The sequence below is a fragment of the Lentzea xerophila genome (genome assembly GCF_051094245.1).
GTDB classification, from domain to species: Bacteria; Actinomycetota; Actinomycetes; order Mycobacteriales; family Pseudonocardiaceae; genus Lentzea; species Lentzea xerophila.
The window spans coordinates 8,449,892-8,468,127 of the sequence record NZ_CP194934.1 but is presented as its reverse complement, the minus strand read 5'-3'; the positions used below and the strand labels follow the sequence as shown (position 1 = coordinate 8,468,127).

The following is an 18,236-nucleotide window of genomic DNA, read 5'->3' as shown; positions in this document are numbered from 1 at the left end:
GATCACCTCCGCGCGGCTACAGCTCCGCGGATGAACTTCAGATCTTCGTGGTCATCCTCCGTGACGTCCCTGGCCTTCAGGAACACCACGAACAGCGCGACGAGCAGCGCCGCACGGCCCCACACGCCGATCATCACGGCCTGCGCGGAGAAGCTGTCGTAGATGCCGGCCGGCTGCCCGAACTCGATCGCCCAGAACCAGCGGAAGATCCCGATCCCCATCGCCAGGTCGACCACGAAGTAGACGTACGCCCACATCAGCCGCACGCGCAGCAGCACGAGGAACGGCACCAGCCACAGCGTGTACTGCGGCGAGTGGACCTTGTGCAGCAGCATGAAGCCGCACAGCATCGCGGCCGACACCGCGATCCACGGGTAGCTGCCCTCGCGCTGGAAGCGCACCCAGCCGTAGCCGGCGGCGATCGCGAAGGAGACCAGGATCGCGACCGGCGAGATGACGCCGACCAGCGACTGCATCGCGTCGTCGCCGATGAACGGCCGCAGGCCCCAGTACCAGACCGAGTTCGTGGTGATGTCGACCCGGCGCAGCTGCTGGAACTCGAACGACGCGAGCCAGCCCTCGTAGCCGGCGACCGCGAACGGCAGGTTGACCAGCACGACCGTGACGATCGACGCGAGGCCGACCTTGACCGCGCCGGCGATGTCGGCCTTCTTGCCCTCCGGCATCTCCTGGCCGCGCCAGCCGCCGGTGGCGACGAAGAGCATCAGCGGCAGCACGAAGGCCGCCGGGTAGACCTTGAACGCGAACCCGAGCCCCAGCAGCACGGACGCGACGGTGGCCCGTTCGACCAGCGGTCTGTTCCACCGGTGCACCACGAAGACCGCGGCGACCGAGCACAGGACGACCGGCAGGTCCCAGTTGTGGAAGGCGTAGAGGATCAACGGTGGCCCGATCGCCCACAGCAACGCGCGCCAGCGGGCGAGCTTGCCCAGCAACCAGCCCGTGAGCAGGCCGAACGGCGCCATCAGCAGCGACGAGTAGAGCAGGTACTCCGCGTCGTTGTGCGCGAAGATCGCGCCCGCCCAGATGAGCAGGCCGGAGAGCACCGGGTACTCGACCGAGCCGCCGACGAGGATGCCGTCCTTGTTGATGCCGCCGTCGACGTACGGGAAGACGTGGCGGTCGATGTCGCGCCCGATCCAGAGGTGCTGGATGTCGGAGTAGCAGACGTCTTCCTTGTTGCGTTCGTCGTAGTCGGGCTGCGTGCGGCCCCACTGGTCGAACGCGGGACCGGTGCAGCGGTCCTTGTTGACGAAGCCCAGCAGCAGCGTGAACCCGCAGAGCAGCACGAGCACGACGGCGGCGGGCTTGCCGAAGCGGTTGACGAAACGCCGGGCGTCGCCTCGCTCGGGCGTCACGCTCACCACCTCGTGCACGGTCTTCACCGGCCGGCGCGGTCGCGCAGGAAGGCGATGTCGTCTGCCTGGCCCTCGTCCGGAGTCTCCACCACGACGGGGCATCCGGCACTGGCGGCCACGGCCGCCAGCTGGTCCGCGTCGATGGTGCCGGTCTTGATGTTGTCGTGCCGGTCGCGCGAGGAGCCGAACTCGTCGCGCGAGCTGTTGAGGTGTACGAGGTCGATGCGGCCGGTGATCGCCTTGACCCGGTCGACGATGCCGACGAGGTCCTCACCGGCGGCGAACGCGTGGCAGGTGTCGAGGCAGAACCCCGCGCCGAACTCGCCGACCGCGTCCCAGAGCAGCTTGAGGGAGTCGAACGTGCGGGCCATGGCGTTCTCGCCGCCCGCGGTGTTCTCGATCAGGATCGGGACCGCGAAGCCGCCCTCGGCGACCTGCCGTTCGAAGAACTTGCGCCAGTTCGCGAAGCCCTCCGCCGGGTCCTCGCCCTTCGTGACGTGCCCGCCGTGCACGATCAGGCCCTGCGCGCCGACGGTGGCGGCGGCCTCCGCGTGCTGGATCACGTTCTTCCTGGACGGAATCCGGATCTTGTTGTTCAGCGACGCGATGTTGATCATGTACGGGGCGTGGACGAACACGTCGAGGCCGGAGGCGAGCAGTGCCTCCGTCTGCGGGTGGGGTTTCGGCTTCTTCCAGCCCTGGGGATCAGCCAGGAAGAACTGGACGACCTCGGCCCCGCGTTCGGCCGCGGCGCCGACCGGATCGTCGTCGCGTACATGGGCCCCGATGCGCATGAACAGGAGGGTAGACGGCGTCCATGACGCCATCACAGCCGCCGCCGATAGGAGTAACTGAAAAAACTGGGGATGGTCTACGTCACCACCAGGACCTACGGTCGTTACTAGGGAGTAGGAAAGGGGTCGGCATGCGACTGCTGAGCGTCACCGCCGCGACGCTTCTGACGCTGGCTTCCGCCTCTGTGGGCAGCACCTCCGCCACAGCCGCGGAACCCATCGTCGTGGGCAGTTGCGCCACGTCCGTGCAGGGTGTGCCCGGCACGCCCGTGTCCCTCAGCCCCGCCGCCGTCACCCAGCCCGTCACGGACCTCGTGCGCGCCGTCCCGCTGCTGGGACCGCCGCTCGCCGAGCCGTTCAAGCAGGCGTTCGCGCAGGCCAAGCCCATGCCGATCGGCGCGGTGCAGGTCGGCACGACGACCATCAGCGGTGCGACGATCGCGAACGCGGTGATGGCGGAGCTGCAGAAGCTGCCCCTGCTCGGACCGATCCTCGGCACCCTCGACAAGACCGTGCGCGCGACCCTCACGCAGGGCTGCCAGGTGACGGTGACCGGCGTGAACCAGGCCGTCGCGCCCGTTCAGGACGGCGCCAAGGCGGTCGGCGACGCCTCACAACAGGCCGTCGGCTCACTGCCCGGCGCGCCGAAACCGCCCGGTCAGCAGCCCCAGCCCGGCACGCCGCCCGGCCAGCCCGGTACGCACCCCGGCACCTCTCCCGGCCTGCCCGGCACGGGTGCGGGCGCGCCGAGCAACCGCGACTTCTCCCTCTACCCGATCGGCTCGAACTTCGGCCGCGTGCCGCTGTTCAGCTACGGCTCGCTGCCGTTCGCGATGCCCGGCCTGTACTCGCCGTCGCCCGGCGTGCGGTACGGCTCGCAGGTGCCGCGCGCGTCCAACGGCACCGGCATCGAGGGCGACTCGGTGCAGGCGGCCGGCCGCGCGACGGCGTTGCCCAGGCTGGGCGGTCCCGGCGGCGTCGGTGCTCCGGTGCTGGTCGCGGTGCTGATGCTGGCCCTGGTGACGGGTGCGCTGGTGCGGACCTGGGTGCTTCGCCGCACCCCTGCGTAGTCGCCGGACGCGCTCTGTTAACCTTTGTCAGTTGCTGACGCGACGACCCTCCTGCCACGGAAAGCCCGTGGCCGCGAGTCCACAGGAGGTGAGTGGTCCTCATGCGTCATTACGAAGTGATGGTCATCCTCGACCCCAGTCTCGACGAGCGCACGATCGCGCCGTCTCTCGACACGTTCCTCAACGTCATCAAAACCACTGGTGGCAACGTTGAGAAGGTCGAAGTTTGGGGCAAGCGCCGGTTGAGCTTCGAGATCAACAAGAACAGCGAGGGCATCTACGCGGTGCTCGACCTGACCTCGACGCCTGAAGCGGTGAAGGAACTGGACCGCCAGCTCGGTCTGCAGGAGACGGTGCTCCGGACGAAGGTCCTGCGCCGCGAGCCCGCCAAGGCTGCCAAGTTGGCCGCCAAGGCTGCGGCCAAGTCGGACGCCAAGTCGGCCAAGTCGGCGGCCAAGGCCGCCGCCAGGGCCTGACGAACCTCGATCCAGGGGAGCTCCCAAGACATGGCTGGTGAGACGACGATCACGGTGGTCGGGAACCTGACTGCCGACCCCGAACTGCGCTTTACCCAGTCCGGTGCGGCGGTGGCCAGCTTCACGGTCGCCTCCACACCCCGCACGTTCGACAAGCAGTCGGGCGAGTGGAAGGACGGCGAGGCGCTGTTCCTGCGGTGCAACGTGTGGCGGCAGGTCGCCGAGAACGTGGCCGAGTCGCTCACCCGCGGTTCGCGAGTGCTCGTCTCCGGACGGTTGCGCCAGCGTTCCTTCGAGACGAAGGAAGGCGAGAAGCGCACTGTCGTGGAGCTGGAGGTCGACGAGATCGGCCCCTCGCTGCGCTACGCGACCGCGAAGGTCAACAAGGTCAGCCGTGGAGACGGCGGCGGTGGCGGCGGCTTCGGCGGCGGCGGCGGTCAGCAGTCTCGCGGCGGTGGCGGCGGCGCGCCGGCAGACGACCCGTGGGGTTCCGCCCCGCCGGCCGGCTCTGGTGGCTTCGCCGACGAGCCCCCCTTCTAGACCGACAGCACCGGTCATCCAGTACTTCACTCATCGCGTATTCAGGAGTTAGAGACACATGGCCAAGCCGCCTGTGCGCAAGCCCAAGAAGAAGGTCTGCGCCTTCTGCAAGGACAAGAGCGCGTCGCTGATCGACTACAAGGACACGACGCTGCTCCGCAAGTTCATCTCCGACCGCGGCAAGATCCGTGCCCGCCGCGTCACGGGCAACTGCTCGCAGCACCAGCGCGACGTCGCTGTTGCCGTGAAGAACGCCCGTGAGATGGCCCTGCTGCCCTACACCTCGACCGCTCGCTAAGGAAAGGAGACACCGCGATGAAGCTCATCCTCACCGCTGACGTTTCCGGCCTCGGCGCTCCCGGCGACATCGTCGAGGTCAAGGACGGCTACGGCCGCAACTACCTGCTCCCGCGTGGTCTCGCGATCGTCGCGACCCGCGGTGCGCAGAAGCAGATCCAGGTCATCACCCGCGCGCAGGACACCCGCCGCGTGCGCGACCTGGACCACGCCAAGGAGATCAAGACCGCGCTCGAGGGTCTCTCCGTGACGCTCAAGGCCAAGGCCGCCGCCGGCAGCACCAAGCTGTTCGGCTCGGTCACCGCGTCGGACGTGGCGGCTGCCGTCAAGTCCGCCGGTGGTCCGGCCCTGGACAAGCGCGCCATCGAGCTGCCGGGTCACATCAAGACCACCGGCAAGCACTCGGTCACGGTTCGCCTCCACCCCGAGGTCACCGTCGCCCTGCCGGTCGACGTCACGGCCGGCGAGTAAGTCCCTGCTTCTCACGTAACGCGGGGGCCCCGCGTTTCCTTGAGGGAAACGTAGGGCCCCCGCGTTGCGGAAAACGGGGTTCAGCTTGCTGAAGCGCCGCCTACCCGGAATGCTCCGGGTGGGTGGCGCTTTCGCTCGTTAGGAGCAGTGTCGCCCTGTCCACGTCCTGTGGATAAACCAGTCGTTCAGCGTGATGGCGACACGCCGACGAAGGTGTTTTTTGCGACACGCCGACGGTGTGGCGCACAACTTTTTCCACAACTTGTGCACAGCCACTGAGCTGCAGTTACTTCTGTCACTCCACCGGTTGTCAACAGGTTGTCCCCAGCTCCACGACCCCTATGAGCAAGCATCCACAGGTTGTCCCCCAGTTGTCCACAGGGCGATCCACACGCTGGTTTGCTTGCTCCGGACGGGTCCCTCTAGCGTCGCGGCAGGGCGACGTCATCGCACAGCGTGGCCGCCCGAAATTGTCGGTGCCGCGCTGTACAACTAGGGGACCAGGCACCGGCTCTCGACTCTTCGCAGGGGTGATTCAGCAGTGGCGCTCGTGGACGACCGGGGCATGGCGGAGCCCGCATTCGAGCGTCAGCCGCCCCAGGACCTCGCCGCCGAGCAGTCGGTGCTGGGCGGCATGCTGCTGTCCAAGGACGCCATCGCGGACGTCATCGAGGCGCTCGCGCCGAACGACTTCTACCGCCCGGCCCACCAGGCGATCTACGACTGCATCCTCGACCTGTACGGCCGCGGCGAGCCGGCCGACCCGATCACTATCTCGGCGGAGCTCGAACGCCGCGGCGAGCTGCTGCGCGTGGGTGGCGCGCCGTACCTGCACACGTTGATCGCGACGGTGCCGACGGCCGCGAACGCCGGCTACTACGCCGAGATCGTGGCCGAGAAGGCGGTGCTGCGCCGCCTGGTCGAGGCGGGCACGCGCATCGTGCAGCTCGGTTACAACGGCGCCGAGGGCGCGGACGTCGACGAGGTGGTCGACCGCGCGCAGGCCGCGATCTACGAGGTCACCGACCGCCGCACGACCGAGGACTACGTCGCGCTGGAGGACCTGCTCCAGCCCACGATGGACGAGATCGACGCGATCGCGTCCCGCGGCGGCATCTCGCAGGGCATCCCCACCGGCTTCGCCGACCTCGACGAGCTCACGAACGGCCTGCACGGCGGCCAGATGATCATCGTCGCCGCCCGCCCCGGCGTCGGCAAGGCGCTGGCGCTCGACACCCCGCTGCCCACCCCGTCCGGCTGGACGACCATGGGTGCCGTCGAGGTCGGCTCGTACCTGATCGGCGCGGACGGCCGCCCGACGCGCGTGGTCGCCGCGACCGAGGTGATGACGGGCCGCCCGTGCTTCGAGGTCGAGTTCTCCGACGGCGCGGTGATCGTGGCCGACGCCGAGCACCAGTGGCTGACGGAGTCGTGCAGCGAGACCGGCGGCTTCTGGGCGATCCGCACGACCGCGCAGCTGTTCGAGCGCTCCGGCCTGTGCCGCCAGTTCATCCGCATGTCCGCCGCGTGGGACCTGCCCGCGGCCCCGCTGCCGCTCTCGCCCCGCGCGCTCGGCCTGTTCCTCTCCGGCCTGGGCGACCTCGAGCTGACGGACGACGAACTGCGCGTCGCCAAGGAGCTCGACCTGGCCGACGACCCGCACATCCCCGCCGCGTACCTGCGCGCGTCCCGCAAGCAGCGCGAGGAACTGCTGGCGGCGCTGCAGATCGACGGCCGCTTCGCCCGCCTGCGCCGCGACGTCGACGAGCTGCTCGCGGGCCTCGGCCAGCACGCCCAGGTGGAGATCCTCGCGGTGCGCCCGGTCGCCTCCGTGCCGGTCCGGTGCGTGGAGGTCGACAACCACGACCACCTGTACCTCGCGGGCGAGACGATGATCCCGACCCACAACTCGACGCTGGGCCTCGACTTCGCCAGGTCGTGCTCGGTGAAGCACGGCCTGACCAGCGCCATCTTCAGCCTGGAGATGAGCCGCACCGAGATCGTGATGCGCATGCTCTCCGCCGAGGCCCGCATCCGCCTCGGCGACATGCGCGGCGGCAAGATGAGCGACGACGACTGGACCCGCCTGGCCCGCCGGATGAGCGAGATCAGCGAGGCCCCCCTGTTCGTCGACGACAGCCCGAACCTCACGATGATGGAGATCCGCGCCAAGGCCCGCCGCCTCAAGCAGCGCCACGACCTCAAACTCGTCGTCGTCGACTACCTTCAGCTGATGTCGTCGGGCAAGAGGACCGAGTCACGCCAGCAGGAGGTCTCGGAGTTCTCCCGAAACCTGAAGCTGATCGCCAAGGAGCTGGAGGTCCCGGTCATCGCGATCTCCCAGCTGAACCGAGGCCCCGAGCAACGCACCGACAAGCGCCCGATGCTCTCCGACCTCCGCGAGTCCGGCTCCCTCGAACAGGACGCCGACATGGTCATCCTGATCAACCGTCCGGACGCCTGGGAACGCGACGACCCGCGCGCCGGCGAGGCCGACCTGATCATCGCCAAGCACCGCGCCGGTCCGACCGCCACCATCACCGTGGCGCACCAGCTGCACTACAGCCGCTTCACCGACCTGGCCCAGACCTGAGCCGACCCGGTGTAGGTCTCAACCCTGACTTCATCTTCTCGGGAATTGCTTCATCTCGACTTCCTTTCTGAAGCACGGCTGAGACTGGGTCGCCTGGGTGGTGTCGCCGCCATGCCGACGTAGCTGCAACGGTCAGCTATCGACGCTCGAACCACGTCGAACGCGCCAATGGGGCGGTCAACCTACTCGCCGACAAATCGACCCATTTGACGTCGCACGAGGTGATAAGGCGTACAGCGCCTGACGCCGACGCGCCGTTGTGGTGTCTTTCGGCCGATTTTCGTAGTTTCCACGAACGGTGTCGTAACGATGTCGTTTCAGGCGAGGTCAGCCAGCCATCCGCCGTTCCGTGGCCGCCAGGTAGTCCCGCAATGTCTGGCGAGACTGGACGAGCATGTCGATCTGCTCGTCCAGTCCGGCGATGCGGGCCCGCAGCAGGTCCAGGGTCTCCGGGCAGGGCTTCAGGTCGGGGGCCGCGCCGGTGACGCATGGCTGGAGGTAGCCGATCTCCTGGGTCGACAGCCCGGCATCGAGCAGTTTCCTGATCTGGGCCACGGCCAGCACGGCGTCGTCGCCGTACTCGCGGTAGCCGTTGCCGCCACGGTCGGGCACCAGCAGACCCTGCGCCTTGTAGTACCGCAGTTGGTGCGCGTTCACCCCGGTCCGCCGACTCAGCTCCCCGATCAGCACGCGATTTCCCCCTTGACCTTCATACCGGTGTGAAGGTTGACGATTGTGCCACCGAGCAGAAAAGGAGCACATGATGCACACCGGCACACCCGTCACGGTTCTCGGCCTCGGACTGATGGGCGGCGCCCTCGCCGGGACGTTCCTGCGCGCGGGACACCCGACGACCGTGTGGAACCGCACGACGGCTAAGGCTCACGATCTCGTGGCCAGGGGCGCGACGCTCGCCGAGTCCCCGGCGGCCGCGATCGCGGCCGCCCCGCTCGTGGTGGTCTGCGTGTCGGACTACGACGCCGTGGCGAACGTCCTCGAAGAACCGCTCGACGGTCGGGTCGTGGTGAACCTGACCTCGGGCAGGCCCTCACGCGCCAGAGCGCTCGCCGAGGAGGTGGCACGCCGCGGCGGCGGCTACCTCGACGGCGGGATCATGGCCGTCCCGGAGGCCGTCGGCACGGCCGAGGCCGTGCTCGCCTACAGCGGGCCACGATCGCTGTACGACGCCCATAAGTCCACATTGGACAGCCTCGGCACAGGCCTCCACCTCGGCGACGACCCCGGACTGTCGGCCACGCACGAGATGGCCACGCTCGTCCTCATGTGGGGCATGCTCGACGGTTTCCTCAACGCCGCCGCGATCCTCGGCACGGCCGGCGTGTCCGCCACGGCGTACCTCCCCATCGCACGGACGGCGATCGACACGGTGGCCGGCTGGCTGCCGAACTACGCGCGGCAGGCCGACAACGGCACCTACCCGGCCGACGACGGCACCATCGACACCCACCTGGCGGCGATGACACATGTGGTCGAGGAGAGCGAGTCGCTCGGCATCAACACCGAACTGACGAAACTCGTCAAGGCACTGGCCGAGCGAGCGGCGGCCGTCGGCCACGGCGCCAGCGGCTACGCAGCGCTGGTGGAGCAGTTCCGCAAGCCATGAGTCGTGCTGGTGGCAGCCGGGTCAGCCACCTGGCAGCCGCAGGAGCCAAGGCCGCACCTCGCGTCGGCCCCTGTGCCTCCGGCAGATCATCGCCGTGATCGAGTGGGCGAACAGTTCGGCCGCCAGCCGGTGATCCCTCGCGCGCATGGAGCCACGACCGTCGAGGGGCGCTAGGCATCGAACCTGTCCCAAGCATCGGGGTGCCGCTCGACGTCGCCGCGTTCGACGTCGGGTGGTGTCACGTAGAAGGCCGGCACGTCGGTGGACAGGTCCACGAACACGAGTGCGCAGGCACCTTCGGTGCTCAGGTGACCCAGGTTCAGGCCTGGCGAGGCTCGATGCCGCGCAGCGCCGTGTCCACCACCTGGTCCGCGTACTCCTTGGTCAACGGCCCGGTCCGGTGCAGCCACCGGTTGAGGATCGGCCCCCAGATCATGTCGACCGCCACGTCGAGGTCGATGTCCGCGGCCAGCTGGCCCACCTGCTGGGCGGCGCGCAGGCGGTTCTTCTTCAGCTCGCGCATCGGCTGGTCCAGGCGCAGCTGGTAGTCGGCGGCGAGGAGGTGGTCGTTGACGATCTCCACGTGCATGGCGCGCATGGCCTGGTCGAAGCGCGGGTCGTTCAGCTCGTCGACCGTGGCGCGCAGGACGAGTTTCAGGTCGGCTGCCAGGTCGCCGGTGTCGGGCAGAGCGGCGGCTTCGCCCTCGCCGGCGAGGGTGAGGAAGGCGTCGAAGAGCAGCGTGCCCTTCGACGACCACCAGCGGTAGATCGTCTGCTTGCCGACTCCGGCGGCCTGGGCGATGCCTTCGATGCTGAGCTTCTTGTACCCGACCTCACCGACCAGGTCGATGGCGGCGGTGAGGATGGCTCGGCGCGCGGTCTCGCTGCGGCGGCCGGGGTCTGGGACGGCTTTCGTGGGCACGGGATGAATTTAGCCCATGACGAGACGAGACGGTCCGTCTTGACACGGCACCAGCGGCGGTGCATCCTATCGCTCAGACGAGACGAGACGGTTCGTCTCGCGACGATGGGGGAAGACGTTGGAAGCCTCAAGGAGCTCACGGGTCTGGTTCGTCACTGGTGCCAGCCGTGGTCTTGGCCGAGCCTTCACCGAGGCCGCGCTCGCCGCGGGTGACCGGGTCGTAGGTGTGGCGCGCGATGTCGGGCCGCTTGACGATCTCGTCGCACAGCACCCGGAGCGGTTGCTCGCGATCAGCCTCGACGTGACCGACCGGGCGAAGGTGTTCGACGTCGTCGGGGAGGCGGTCGGGCACTTCGGCCGGCTCGACGTCGTCGTCAACAACGCCGGGGCGTTGTTCGCGGGGATGGTGGAGGAGTTCAGTGAAGCCGAGGCGCGCGCTCAGTTGGAGCTCAACTTCTTCGGTGCGCTGTGGGTCAGTCAGGCGGTCATGCCGCACCTGCGGAAGAACAAGGGCGGGCACGTCCTGCAGATCTCCAGCATCGGCGCGCTCGGTGGCTTCCCGAGCACCGGGCTTTACAGCGCCAGCAAGTTCGCGCTGGAGGGCATGAGCGAAGCGCTCGCCGCGGAGGCCGCGCAGTTCGGCGTCAAGGTCACCATCGTCCAGCCGGGCGGTTACTGGACGGACCTGTACACGAGCAGCAGGGCGACCGAACCGAACCCCGCTTACGACGGTCTGCGTGCGGAGCTGGAGAAGCAGTGGGCGGAAGGGTCGGTCGACAGCGAACCGCGGTTGGCCGCCGAGGCGGTGATGAAGCTGGTCGCGAGTGACGAACCGCCGCTGCGGCTTCTGCTGGGCAGCATGGTCTACGACGTCGCGTTCGACATCTCGCGGCGGCGCATGGAGACCTGGGCCGCCTGGGAGGAGACCAGTCGCGCGGCCGAGAAGGCCGTTCCGGCGCCGGTGGCCTGAGCGAGGCGACTGATGCTCATAAGGTCGGTTGGCCTCACCCGTGCGGTGCTGGTCAACGGGCCACGCCTCGGCTAGAACCGGACTGTGCTGCACGACCCGCTCACGGGCCTGCCCGGACACGCGCTGCTGCTCGACCGCCTGGAGCAGTCGCTGATCCGCGCCCGCACGCGCGGCACGCTCGTGACGCTGGTTCTGGTCACGGGACCTGCCGACGTGCTGGGTGCGGCGAAGGTGTTGCGCGCGGGGTTGCGGCCGGACTTCACGGTCGCCCGGTACGGCGACTCGGTTCTGGCGGTCCTGGCCGAGCACGACTTCGGGGACGGGTCGCCGGTCGCGGAGTTGATCAGGCAACTGGTCGGAGAAGGTCCGCACGTCCACTGGGTCACGAGCGATGGTGACGCGGAACCGGGCGAGGTGCTCGCGACAGCGGAGACACCCCCCACACGGCACTGAGCCCCGGCGACACGGGTGTGTCGCCGGGGCTCAGTTTCTTACCGGGGAGGGTGTTACAACCAGCGGGGTGTTACAGGGAGCCGGTCACCTTCTGGAACAGGTTGGCCGGGTCGATCATGGCGAGCGCCGGAGCGTCCATCGGCAGCTGCGGGAGCGAGCGCTCCCCGGCCTGCGGCACCAGGCCCTGGGTCGGGTTCACGCTCAGGCCCGAGAGGGAGGCCGGGCCGTCGATCGGCAGCGCGGGCAGCGAACGCTCGGTCGGCAGAGCGGGCAGCTGCACCGGCACCGGCAGGGCCGGGGCGGTCACCGGGAGGGACGGCAGCGAGCGCTGGGTGGCGCCGGCCGGGACCAGGCGCGTCACGGCGTCCAGCACCTGGCCCAGGGGCAGACCCTGGACGTTCGGCGTGATGCCGGCGGTGCCACCGTTCAGCGGCAGGGAGGAACGCTCCCGCGCCGCACCGGGCAGAGCCGAGGTGGGCAGCTTGCCGGTGACGGTCTTGAGGCCGGCCGGGCTGGGCAGCTGACCAACGGGCAGCTTGCCGACGGGCAGCTTGCCAACCGGCAACTGGCCCACGGGCAGCTGGCCGGTCACGCTCTTGAGACCGGTCGGGCTGGTCAGCTTGTTCACGGGCAGCTGGCCGATGGGCAACTGACCCACAGGGAGCTGGCCAACCGGAAGCTGGCCGACAGGGAGCTGGCCAATGGGCAGCTGACCAATGGGCAGCTTGCCCAGAGGCAGCTGGTTCAAGGGCAGCGTGTTGAGGCCGTGGAACGCCGGAACCTCGTTGGCCTTCATCAGGCTGTCGACGCCCTTGGGGAGCTCGAGGCCCTTGAGCTGCGTGGCACGCAGGGTGCCCTCGTCCTCGCCGGTGAGCTGGGTGTCGTCGCTCGTGCCCAGCGTGGTCGCCTGGCCGACGACCTCGACGGGGATGCGCGCGAGCTCGAACGCCGTCTCGACCGGAACGGTCATCTCGCGGGCGGTCAGCGGTCCGCTGCCGTCCGTGACCATGTCGCCACCCGCTTCGGTGTGCGACGTCTCGTCGGTGATGGTCGTGGCGTTGCCCGCCAGCGCCACCGCGTTCGCGTAAGCGCCGGCGAAGGCGTTGGCGGGGACGTGGACCAGGTTGCCGGAGAGGGACGCGTCGTCGGCGTTCGTCTGGCTGTCCGCGCCGGACACGACCTTGGTGTCGCTGACCACGTCGGAGTTGGTGATGCCCGCCGCGGAGAAGGTGTTGCCCGGAACCGCGGGAAGCACGGCCGGCTGCACACCGATCAGGTTGCCGGCGACCGAACCGCCGTCACCGTTGCTCTTGACGTTGCCACCGGCGACCGAGTCGAGGTCGTTGGTGGAGAAGGCGTCGACGTTGCTGCCGCCGCCGACCGACCAGCCGAGCACCTGGGTGCCGGTCGCGACCGGAGTCGAGATCGCGTTGCCGGCGATGGAACCCTGCTCACCGGTGGTGAGAGCGTCGCCGCCCGCCTTCATGCTGGTGGCGTTGTCGCCCGTGGTGACGTTGTTGCCGACCAGGGTGACACCGTCGGCGAAGACCTGGGCCGGCGTCGAGGTCGGGACCTGGACGATGTTGCCCGACGCCGAGCTCTTCTTGCCGTAGGCCTTGGGCGCGTCGCCCGCGATGACCGACGTGTCGTTCGACGTGTCGGACGACGTGTTGCCCACCACGCCGGCGGTGACCGCGAAGACCTGCGGCGCGGCGGCGGTGGGGACGGTCACGATGTTGCTGGAGACCGTGCCGTGGTCGTCCTGGGTGTTCGGCTGACCACTGGAGCGGACGTCCTTGGTCTCGTCGGCCGAACCGGAGGCCTGGCCGCCGACCGCGCCGGCGACACCGTAGACCTCGGCAGGGGTGGCAAGGGGGGTCTGCGCCAGGTTGCCGGACAGGACCGAGTCGTTGCCGGACGTGCCCTGGTAGCCGCCGGTCTTGGAGTTGACGTCGTTGATGCAGGTGCCCGCGGCCTGGCCGGCCACGGTCGCACCGTTGCCGCACCCGTCCACGGCCGTGGCCGGGGGAACGTCGGCGATGTTGCCGGACAGCACCGACTTGTCGCCGAGGGTGAAGACGTCGCCACCGGCGTTCGAGTTCGCCTCGTTGGTGTGGTCGGTCAGCGCGTTGCCGACCACGGACGCGCCGTTGCCACCCACCGAAGCGGGGAGCGAGATCGGCACGCCGCCGACGTTGCCGGACGCCGTGGAGCCGTGACCGGTGGTGTAGATGACGCCACCGGCGTCCGACCAGTTGGACGTGTCGCTCACGGCGGTCGCGTTGCCGCCGGCGGCGGCGGCGTTGTCGTCGACCGTGATCGGGCCGGCGAGCGCGGGCGCGAGGACGTTGCCGGCGAGCGTGGCGGGGTCGCCGTTGGTGGCGGTCTTGCCGCCCGCGATGGCGGTGCCGGTCTGCACCGAGTCGGTGGTGGCGTTGCCGCCGGCGGCGGCCGAGTTGCCGTTGACCTCGAACAGCGGGGCCAGCGGGATCGGCACGGCGTTGCCGGAGATCGAACCGCTCTTGCCGCCGGTGAGGATCTTGCCCTCGGCCGAGGAGAACGTGTTGGCGGCCGAGTGGGCCTCGGCGATGCCGACCGCGGCCACACCGTTGCCGGTGACCTGGACCGGGGTCGCGCCCTGCTCGGCGATGACGTTGCCGGCGAGGGCACCCTTCTCACCGTTGGTGGTGATGTCGCCGCCGGTCGTGGACGTCTGCTCGGCGGTGGTGTTGGTGCGGGCGTTGCCACCGGCCGCGACCGCGTTGCCGGTCATCTGGACGGGCAGCGCGTGGTTGACGGCGACGACGTTGCCGGCGAGGGACTGGCCCGCGCCGTCGGTGACGATGACGCCGTTGCGGTGCATGGGCTGCGAGCAGTCAGCGGACGCCTCGGTGTTGGCGAGAACCGCGATCGCGTTGCCGCAGATGTTGATCGGGACATCGAGGTGTCCCTGGATCCTGTTGCCGCGCACCGTGTTCTGCATCGCGGTGCCCTGCACACGATTGCTTGCCTGGCGGATCAGCGGGTGGGCGGCGGGTGCGGCCGTGCGGGTGGGCACCATGTCGGTGACGTGGTTGGTGCTGACGGTCCGGTCGACCTTCGGGACCGTGACTTCCCTGGCCGGCGTCGCCAGCTTGTTCTGGTCGGCCTTGATCGGAACCGAGGCCGCGATGTCGACCGGCGACGGGGCGGCGTCCGGGTCGACGTTCTCCTGAGCAGAAGCGATGCCCGTACCGAGCATCAGCAAACCACCAGTGACAAACGCGGTCTGAAGTCCGCGCTTTGCCCAGGTCTGCATTAGATCTCCTTCTTCGAATTTCCCGTCTCGACGACGGGTGTTCATGGGGCGAGGCCGGACGCGCAGGGGAGGGCGCGTCATCACCGGGGGAGTCGCACGCGGTGATCGACCGGAAGGAGCGCAAGAAAAAGCGCGACGGTCGACTTCCGGACAGCCAGGGGAGAGGGCTGTCGCGGACCGCGCGCTGGAATCAGTCGGGGTTGATACCGGGCTGCTTGCCCGGCGTCACGGTGACCTCGTCGGTGGACGGCGCGAGAGCGCGCGCCACCGAGGTGCCGTGAGCGTTGCCGGACGCAGCGAGGGCAGCGAACATGCTGCCCTTGGCAGAGCCAGAACCGTCGGAGCACGAAGTGCAGTGCACCGGCGCGGGGGCCGGGACGGGCAGCTTCGGGAACGGGTTGCTGGGCAAGGACGGACTCTGCTCGGAGGGCACAACGAAGTCGTTGTGCTCCAACAGATCCGTCCACGAAGCACCGGTGGGGCCGGCGAGCTTCGAGGCCACCGGTGCCGGCGACTGCCCGGCGTTGGTGGCCGGAGCCGGGATCTCCGGGAACGTCACGTCCATCGCCCGCTCAGTGGCGGCGGATTCGGACTGACCGACCCTGGTGACCTGGGGCAGGATCCGCTCGGCGATCTTCTCGACCGCTTGGGGGACCTGCATGTCCGGCAGTGCGGCGCGAGCCTTCTGGTGCTCGGCGCGCAACGACTCGTCGATCTTGTGCACTGCCTCGGCAGCGGGAACGACGGCCGGCAGCTTCTCGTCCGTGCTGGCGACGAGGGTGCTGACGACGTCGAACTGCTGCGCGTCTTCCGCGGCCTGCGCCGAGGACGTCGTGAGCGCCCAGGCAACTGCGGTACCCGCGATCGCACCGCCGACAGCGAGCAGCGCTCGGGTGGCGAACCGGCGGATGCCGTTCGCTCCCGTCTTCGCTCGCAGACCAGCGGACAAGGCAGGAACCTCACTACTCGGTGGCACTCAAGGGATTCGCCGACGATCAAGCTGATCAAGTCGACGTCGGCGACTCTGCCAGTCCCTCGGCCGCGAATGCACGCTCTGAGCGCTCGGTTAACTACATCGTGTGAACGCGGCCGCCTGGGCTCAGACCCGTTTCAGCACGCGGGCCGCTCCCGCGGCGGCGGTCGACGCGAGCACCCAGCCCACGGCGACGAGCAGCGACGAGATCCACTGCGAGGCGCCCGTGAACTGCCACTTCCCGTCGTGGCCGAAGTCGATGATCGGGATCAGCAGGTCGAGCGCGAGCAGCCAGGCGTTCCAGACCGGGTCCTCGTCGGAGTTGAGCTTGACCATCGGATGCCAGTTGAACCACAGCGCGCCGAACAGCCAGAAGACGCCGAGCCAGCAGATCGCGAGCCACGGCCGGTAGCCGTAGCCGACCGTCCACCGCTGCACCGCGCCCCAGACCCGGCCCGCCTTGCCGAGCTCGGAGTAGCGGCGGCGTTGCTTCTCCAGCTGGACCTTCTGCGCGAGCTCCTCCTCGCCGCCCTGCTGGTAGACGGCGGCGAGCTGCTCGTACGGTCCGGGCGCGAAGTCCGGCTGCACCTTGAGCAACCACCTCAACCGCGTCTCCACCGGCACGTCCGGGTCGGCGGTGATGCCGGCGAACTCGAAGTCGTCCACGGCGACACCGCCCTCGGCGTCCCACAGCCCCGGCCCGTCGGTCACCGACACGGCCTTGAGGCGGCTCAGCACGACCTTGCCCTTGGGCTGCTGGCCTTCCGGGATGTGCAGGCGGAACTGGTGCACCGTGAGGCCGTACGCGTTCAGGGCGATGTCCGCGGAGGTCGAGCCGAGGTGCGAGTCGCTGAACGTCGCCATCTTGCCGACCTCGCCCAGCCGGATCCGCACACCGCCGACCGCGGTGAACCCGCGGCTGCACAGGAGGTCCTTGCCGATCGTGATGGCGCGGGCGTCCAGTGACGGCTTCTGCGTGCCGTTCCCTCGCAACCGCGGGAGCGTCAGTTCGGCGCCGGACATGTCGAGGGTGGAGCCGATGGTCGCGTTCTGCAGCCGGATCGAGCCCTTGGCCTTCAGCTCGCGCAGGAAGAGGGTGCCGCCTATCTGGAGGCGGTCGGCGAACAGCACGTCGATGCCGGGGCCGTGCAGCGAGACGCCGGACATGCTGGCGCTGCCCTGGATCTGCGCGTTCGACAACCGGACCTGGCCGTAGGTCTGCAACGGCGGGGTGCGCGAGCCTCCGTTGTTGGCCGCGCTGCGGGCTTCGACGTCACCTCTGACCTGCATGCCGTCCGCGTGGATGGCGACGGGGATCCGGTTGGTGACGTCGCCGGCCAGTTCCTCGGCGATGTCGCGCGGGCCGATCACCGCGCCGGACAGCCTCAGGTAACCGCCGACGATCGCGTTCGGCAGCCGGACCGTGCCGTTGGAGGTGAAGCCGTTGTCGAGCTCGACGTTGCCCTCGACCCTGACGCGGTCGGCCACCAGCGTCGCCGCCTCGTCGGCCAGCCCGTGCGGCAGGACCAGCACCTGGTTGTCGACGCGGTGGCTCGAGTTCAGGCGGGCGCCGGTGAACTCGAGGTTGCCGCCGACGCGGGCGCCGTCGAGCAGCACCCGCCCGTCCGCGGTGAAGCGGCCGCCCTCGGAGTTGCAGAAGACGTTGCCGGCGACGACCAGTCCGGACGCCTCCAGCGCGTCCTGGCCGGTGTTGATCAGCCGCGCGCCGCCGAGGTGGACGCTGCCGCCGATCGTGGCGCCACGGAACCTGACCTCTCCGTTGGCGCGCATGGCGATGGCCTGGACGGATCCGCTGACCCGCAGGCGGGCGCCGAGGAACGCGTGCGCGGTCTCGGAACGCAGCACCGCACCGGCGAGCCGGAGCGTGCCGTCGACGGCGGCGTCGGTGAGGTCGACCGTGCCGGTGCAGGTGAAGCCGGCCTCGAGGACGAGGTCGCTGAAGACCCGGAGGTTGCGGCCCTGCAGCCCGGGAACGCGGGTGCCGCGCAGTCTGAGCCCGATGAGGCGGGCCATCCGGAGGTCGAGCGGCTGCTCGAACGTGCAGTGGGTGAGGTCGATGACCCGCGTGACACGGGTGCCCTCCAGCTCGAACCTGCCGGTGATCCGCGCGTTGCGGAGGCGCAGAGCGGGTAGTCCCTTGCGCGGCACGCGGTACATGCCGGTCAGCAGACCGGTGAGCACCTCGCCCCGCACGCTCTGCCCGGTCAGGTCGAACTCGGTGCCGCCCGCATAGGCGCCCGCGACCTGGCGCTCGACCTCGGTCAAGTCTTCCGGCTTGATCACTTCGTCCTCCCCCTGACGAATCGGATCATCCCTGCTGATGTTCCGGCTTGGCGAGGGTTCGAACGGTTAACG

16 protein-coding genes are annotated in these 18,236 nt (G+C 69.3%); 9 read left to right on the top strand and 7 right to left on the bottom strand.

What is annotated here, in order from left to right:
- Nucleotides 1-2 precede the first annotated feature (2 nt).
- Together ACRSBM_RS40670 and ACRSBM_RS40665 are read right to left on the bottom strand one after the other, a co-directional pair.
- A complete protein-coding gene (locus ACRSBM_RS40670) occupies nucleotides 3-1,379 on the bottom strand; it encodes a glycosyltransferase family 87 protein (RefSeq protein WP_434452029.1) in 1,377 nt (458 codons plus the stop codon).
- 23 nt (nucleotides 1,380-1,402) lie between these two features.
- Nucleotides 1,403-2,173 carry a deoxyribonuclease IV gene (locus ACRSBM_RS40665; protein WP_434452028.1) on the bottom strand — a complete coding sequence of 257 codons (771 nt, stop codon included), beginning with the start codon at nucleotides 2,171-2,173 and terminating at the stop codon, nucleotides 1,403-1,405.
- A 131-nt stretch (nucleotides 2,174-2,304) separates the two neighbouring features.
- On the opposite strand from ACRSBM_RS40665, the gene ACRSBM_RS40660 reads away from it, so the two are divergent.
- The 6 genes from ACRSBM_RS40660 (at nucleotide 2,305) to dnaB (ending at nucleotide 7,620) form a co-directional block, all read left to right on the top strand.
- Entirely contained in the window at nucleotides 2,305-3,243 is a 939-nt protein-coding gene (locus ACRSBM_RS40660; RefSeq protein WP_434452027.1) for a hypothetical protein, read from the top strand.
- A 101-nt stretch (nucleotides 3,244-3,344) separates the two neighbouring features.
- Nucleotides 3,345-3,719, top strand: a complete 375-nt coding sequence (gene rpsF, locus ACRSBM_RS40655) for a 30S ribosomal protein S6 (RefSeq protein ID WP_355565778.1) — start codon at nucleotides 3,345-3,347, stop codon at nucleotides 3,717-3,719.
- A 30-nt stretch (nucleotides 3,720-3,749) separates the two neighbouring features.
- Nucleotides 3,750-4,259 (top strand): single-stranded DNA-binding protein, encoded by a 510-nt coding sequence (locus tag ACRSBM_RS40650; RefSeq protein WP_434452026.1) that lies wholly within the window; start codon nucleotides 3,750-3,752, stop codon nucleotides 4,257-4,259.
- Nucleotides 4,260-4,317: 58 nt separating this feature from the next.
- Nucleotides 4,318-4,557, top strand: a complete 240-nt coding sequence (gene rpsR, locus ACRSBM_RS40645) for a 30S ribosomal protein S18 (RefSeq protein ID WP_030480165.1) — start codon at nucleotides 4,318-4,320, stop codon at nucleotides 4,555-4,557.
- 17 nt (nucleotides 4,558-4,574) lie between these two features.
- Nucleotides 4,575-5,027 carry a 50S ribosomal protein L9 gene (gene rplI / locus ACRSBM_RS40640; protein ID WP_434452025.1) on the top strand — a complete coding sequence of 151 codons (453 nt, stop codon included), beginning with the start codon at nucleotides 4,575-4,577 and terminating at the stop codon, nucleotides 5,025-5,027.
- Nucleotides 5,028-5,592: 565 nt separating this feature from the next.
- Nucleotides 5,593-7,620 (top strand): replicative DNA helicase, encoded by a 2,028-nt coding sequence (gene dnaB, locus ACRSBM_RS40635; RefSeq protein WP_434453434.1) that lies wholly within the window; start codon nucleotides 5,593-5,595, stop codon nucleotides 7,618-7,620.
- Between the two features lie 327 nt (nucleotides 7,621-7,947).
- Here the strand turns inward: dnaB and ACRSBM_RS40630 are convergent, their stop codons facing one another.
- On the bottom strand, nucleotides 7,948-8,310 hold the full coding sequence (locus tag ACRSBM_RS40630) for a MerR family transcriptional regulator (protein ID WP_434452024.1): 363 nt from the start codon (nucleotides 8,308-8,310) through the stop codon (nucleotides 7,948-7,950).
- Between the two features lie 73 nt (nucleotides 8,311-8,383).
- On the opposite strand from ACRSBM_RS40630, the gene ACRSBM_RS40625 reads away from it, so the two are divergent.
- Nucleotides 8,384-9,244: an NAD(P)-dependent oxidoreductase gene (locus ACRSBM_RS40625; RefSeq protein WP_434452023.1), complete on the top strand. Its 861-nt coding sequence runs from the start codon at nucleotides 8,384-8,386 to the stop codon at nucleotides 9,242-9,244.
- A gap of 319 nt (nucleotides 9,245-9,563) precedes the next feature.
- On the opposite strand, the gene ACRSBM_RS40620 is transcribed toward ACRSBM_RS40625, so the two are convergent.
- A complete protein-coding gene (locus ACRSBM_RS40620) occupies nucleotides 9,564-10,166 on the bottom strand; it encodes a TetR/AcrR family transcriptional regulator (RefSeq protein WP_434452022.1) in 603 nt (200 codons plus the stop codon).
- A gap of 118 nt (nucleotides 10,167-10,284) precedes the next feature.
- On the opposite strand from ACRSBM_RS40620, the gene ACRSBM_RS40615 reads away from it, so the two are divergent.
- Nucleotides 10,285-11,136, top strand: a complete 852-nt coding sequence (locus ACRSBM_RS40615; protein WP_434452021.1) for an SDR family oxidoreductase — start codon at nucleotides 10,285-10,287, stop codon at nucleotides 11,134-11,136.
- Between the two features lie 84 nt (nucleotides 11,137-11,220).
- Nucleotides 11,221-11,589 (top strand): hypothetical protein, encoded by a 369-nt coding sequence (locus tag ACRSBM_RS40610; RefSeq protein WP_434452020.1) that lies wholly within the window; start codon nucleotides 11,221-11,223, stop codon nucleotides 11,587-11,589.
- Between the two features lie 70 nt (nucleotides 11,590-11,659).
- Here the strand turns inward: ACRSBM_RS40610 and ACRSBM_RS40605 are convergent, their stop codons facing one another.
- From ACRSBM_RS40605 to ACRSBM_RS40595, 3 genes are all read right to left on the bottom strand, one after another.
- Entirely contained in the window at nucleotides 11,660-14,887 is a 3,228-nt protein-coding gene (locus ACRSBM_RS40605) for a chaplin family protein (RefSeq protein ID WP_434452019.1), read from the bottom strand.
- A gap of 190 nt (nucleotides 14,888-15,077) precedes the next feature.
- Complete coding sequence (locus ACRSBM_RS40600) at nucleotides 15,078-15,836, bottom strand: hypothetical protein (protein WP_434452018.1); 759 nt, start codon at nucleotides 15,834-15,836, stop codon at nucleotides 15,078-15,080.
- A 150-nt stretch (nucleotides 15,837-15,986) separates the two neighbouring features.
- Entirely contained in the window at nucleotides 15,987-18,164 is a 2,178-nt protein-coding gene (locus ACRSBM_RS40595; protein ID WP_434452017.1) for a hypothetical protein, read from the bottom strand.
- Nucleotides 18,165-18,236 lie beyond the last annotated feature (72 nt).

Coding starts and splice junctions, on each gene's coding strand:
- dnaB (WP_434453434.1), top strand. CDS start 5,593: ATGGCGGAGCCCGCATTCGAGCGTCAGCCGCCCCAGGACCTCGCCGCC.
- ACRSBM_RS40660 (WP_434452027.1), top strand. CDS start 2,305: ATGCGACTGCTGAGCGTCACCGCCGCGACGCTTCTGACGCTGGCTTCC.
- rpsR (WP_030480165.1), top strand. CDS start 4,318: ATGGCCAAGCCGCCTGTGCGCAAGCCCAAGAAGAAGGTCTGCGCCTTC.
- ACRSBM_RS40605 (WP_434452019.1), bottom strand. CDS start 14,887: ATGCAGACCTGGGCAAAGCGCGGACTTCAGACCGCGTTTGTCACTGGT.
- ACRSBM_RS40665 (WP_434452028.1), bottom strand. CDS start 2,173: ATGCGCATCGGGGCCCATGTACGCGACGACGATCCGGTCGGCGCCGCG.
- rpsF (WP_355565778.1), top strand. CDS start 3,345: ATGCGTCATTACGAAGTGATGGTCATCCTCGACCCCAGTCTCGACGAG.
- ACRSBM_RS40625 (WP_434452023.1), top strand. CDS start 8,384: ATGCACACCGGCACACCCGTCACGGTTCTCGGCCTCGGACTGATGGGC.
- ACRSBM_RS40650 (WP_434452026.1), top strand. CDS start 3,750: ATGGCTGGTGAGACGACGATCACGGTGGTCGGGAACCTGACTGCCGAC.
- rplI (WP_434452025.1), top strand. CDS start 4,575: ATGAAGCTCATCCTCACCGCTGACGTTTCCGGCCTCGGCGCTCCCGGC.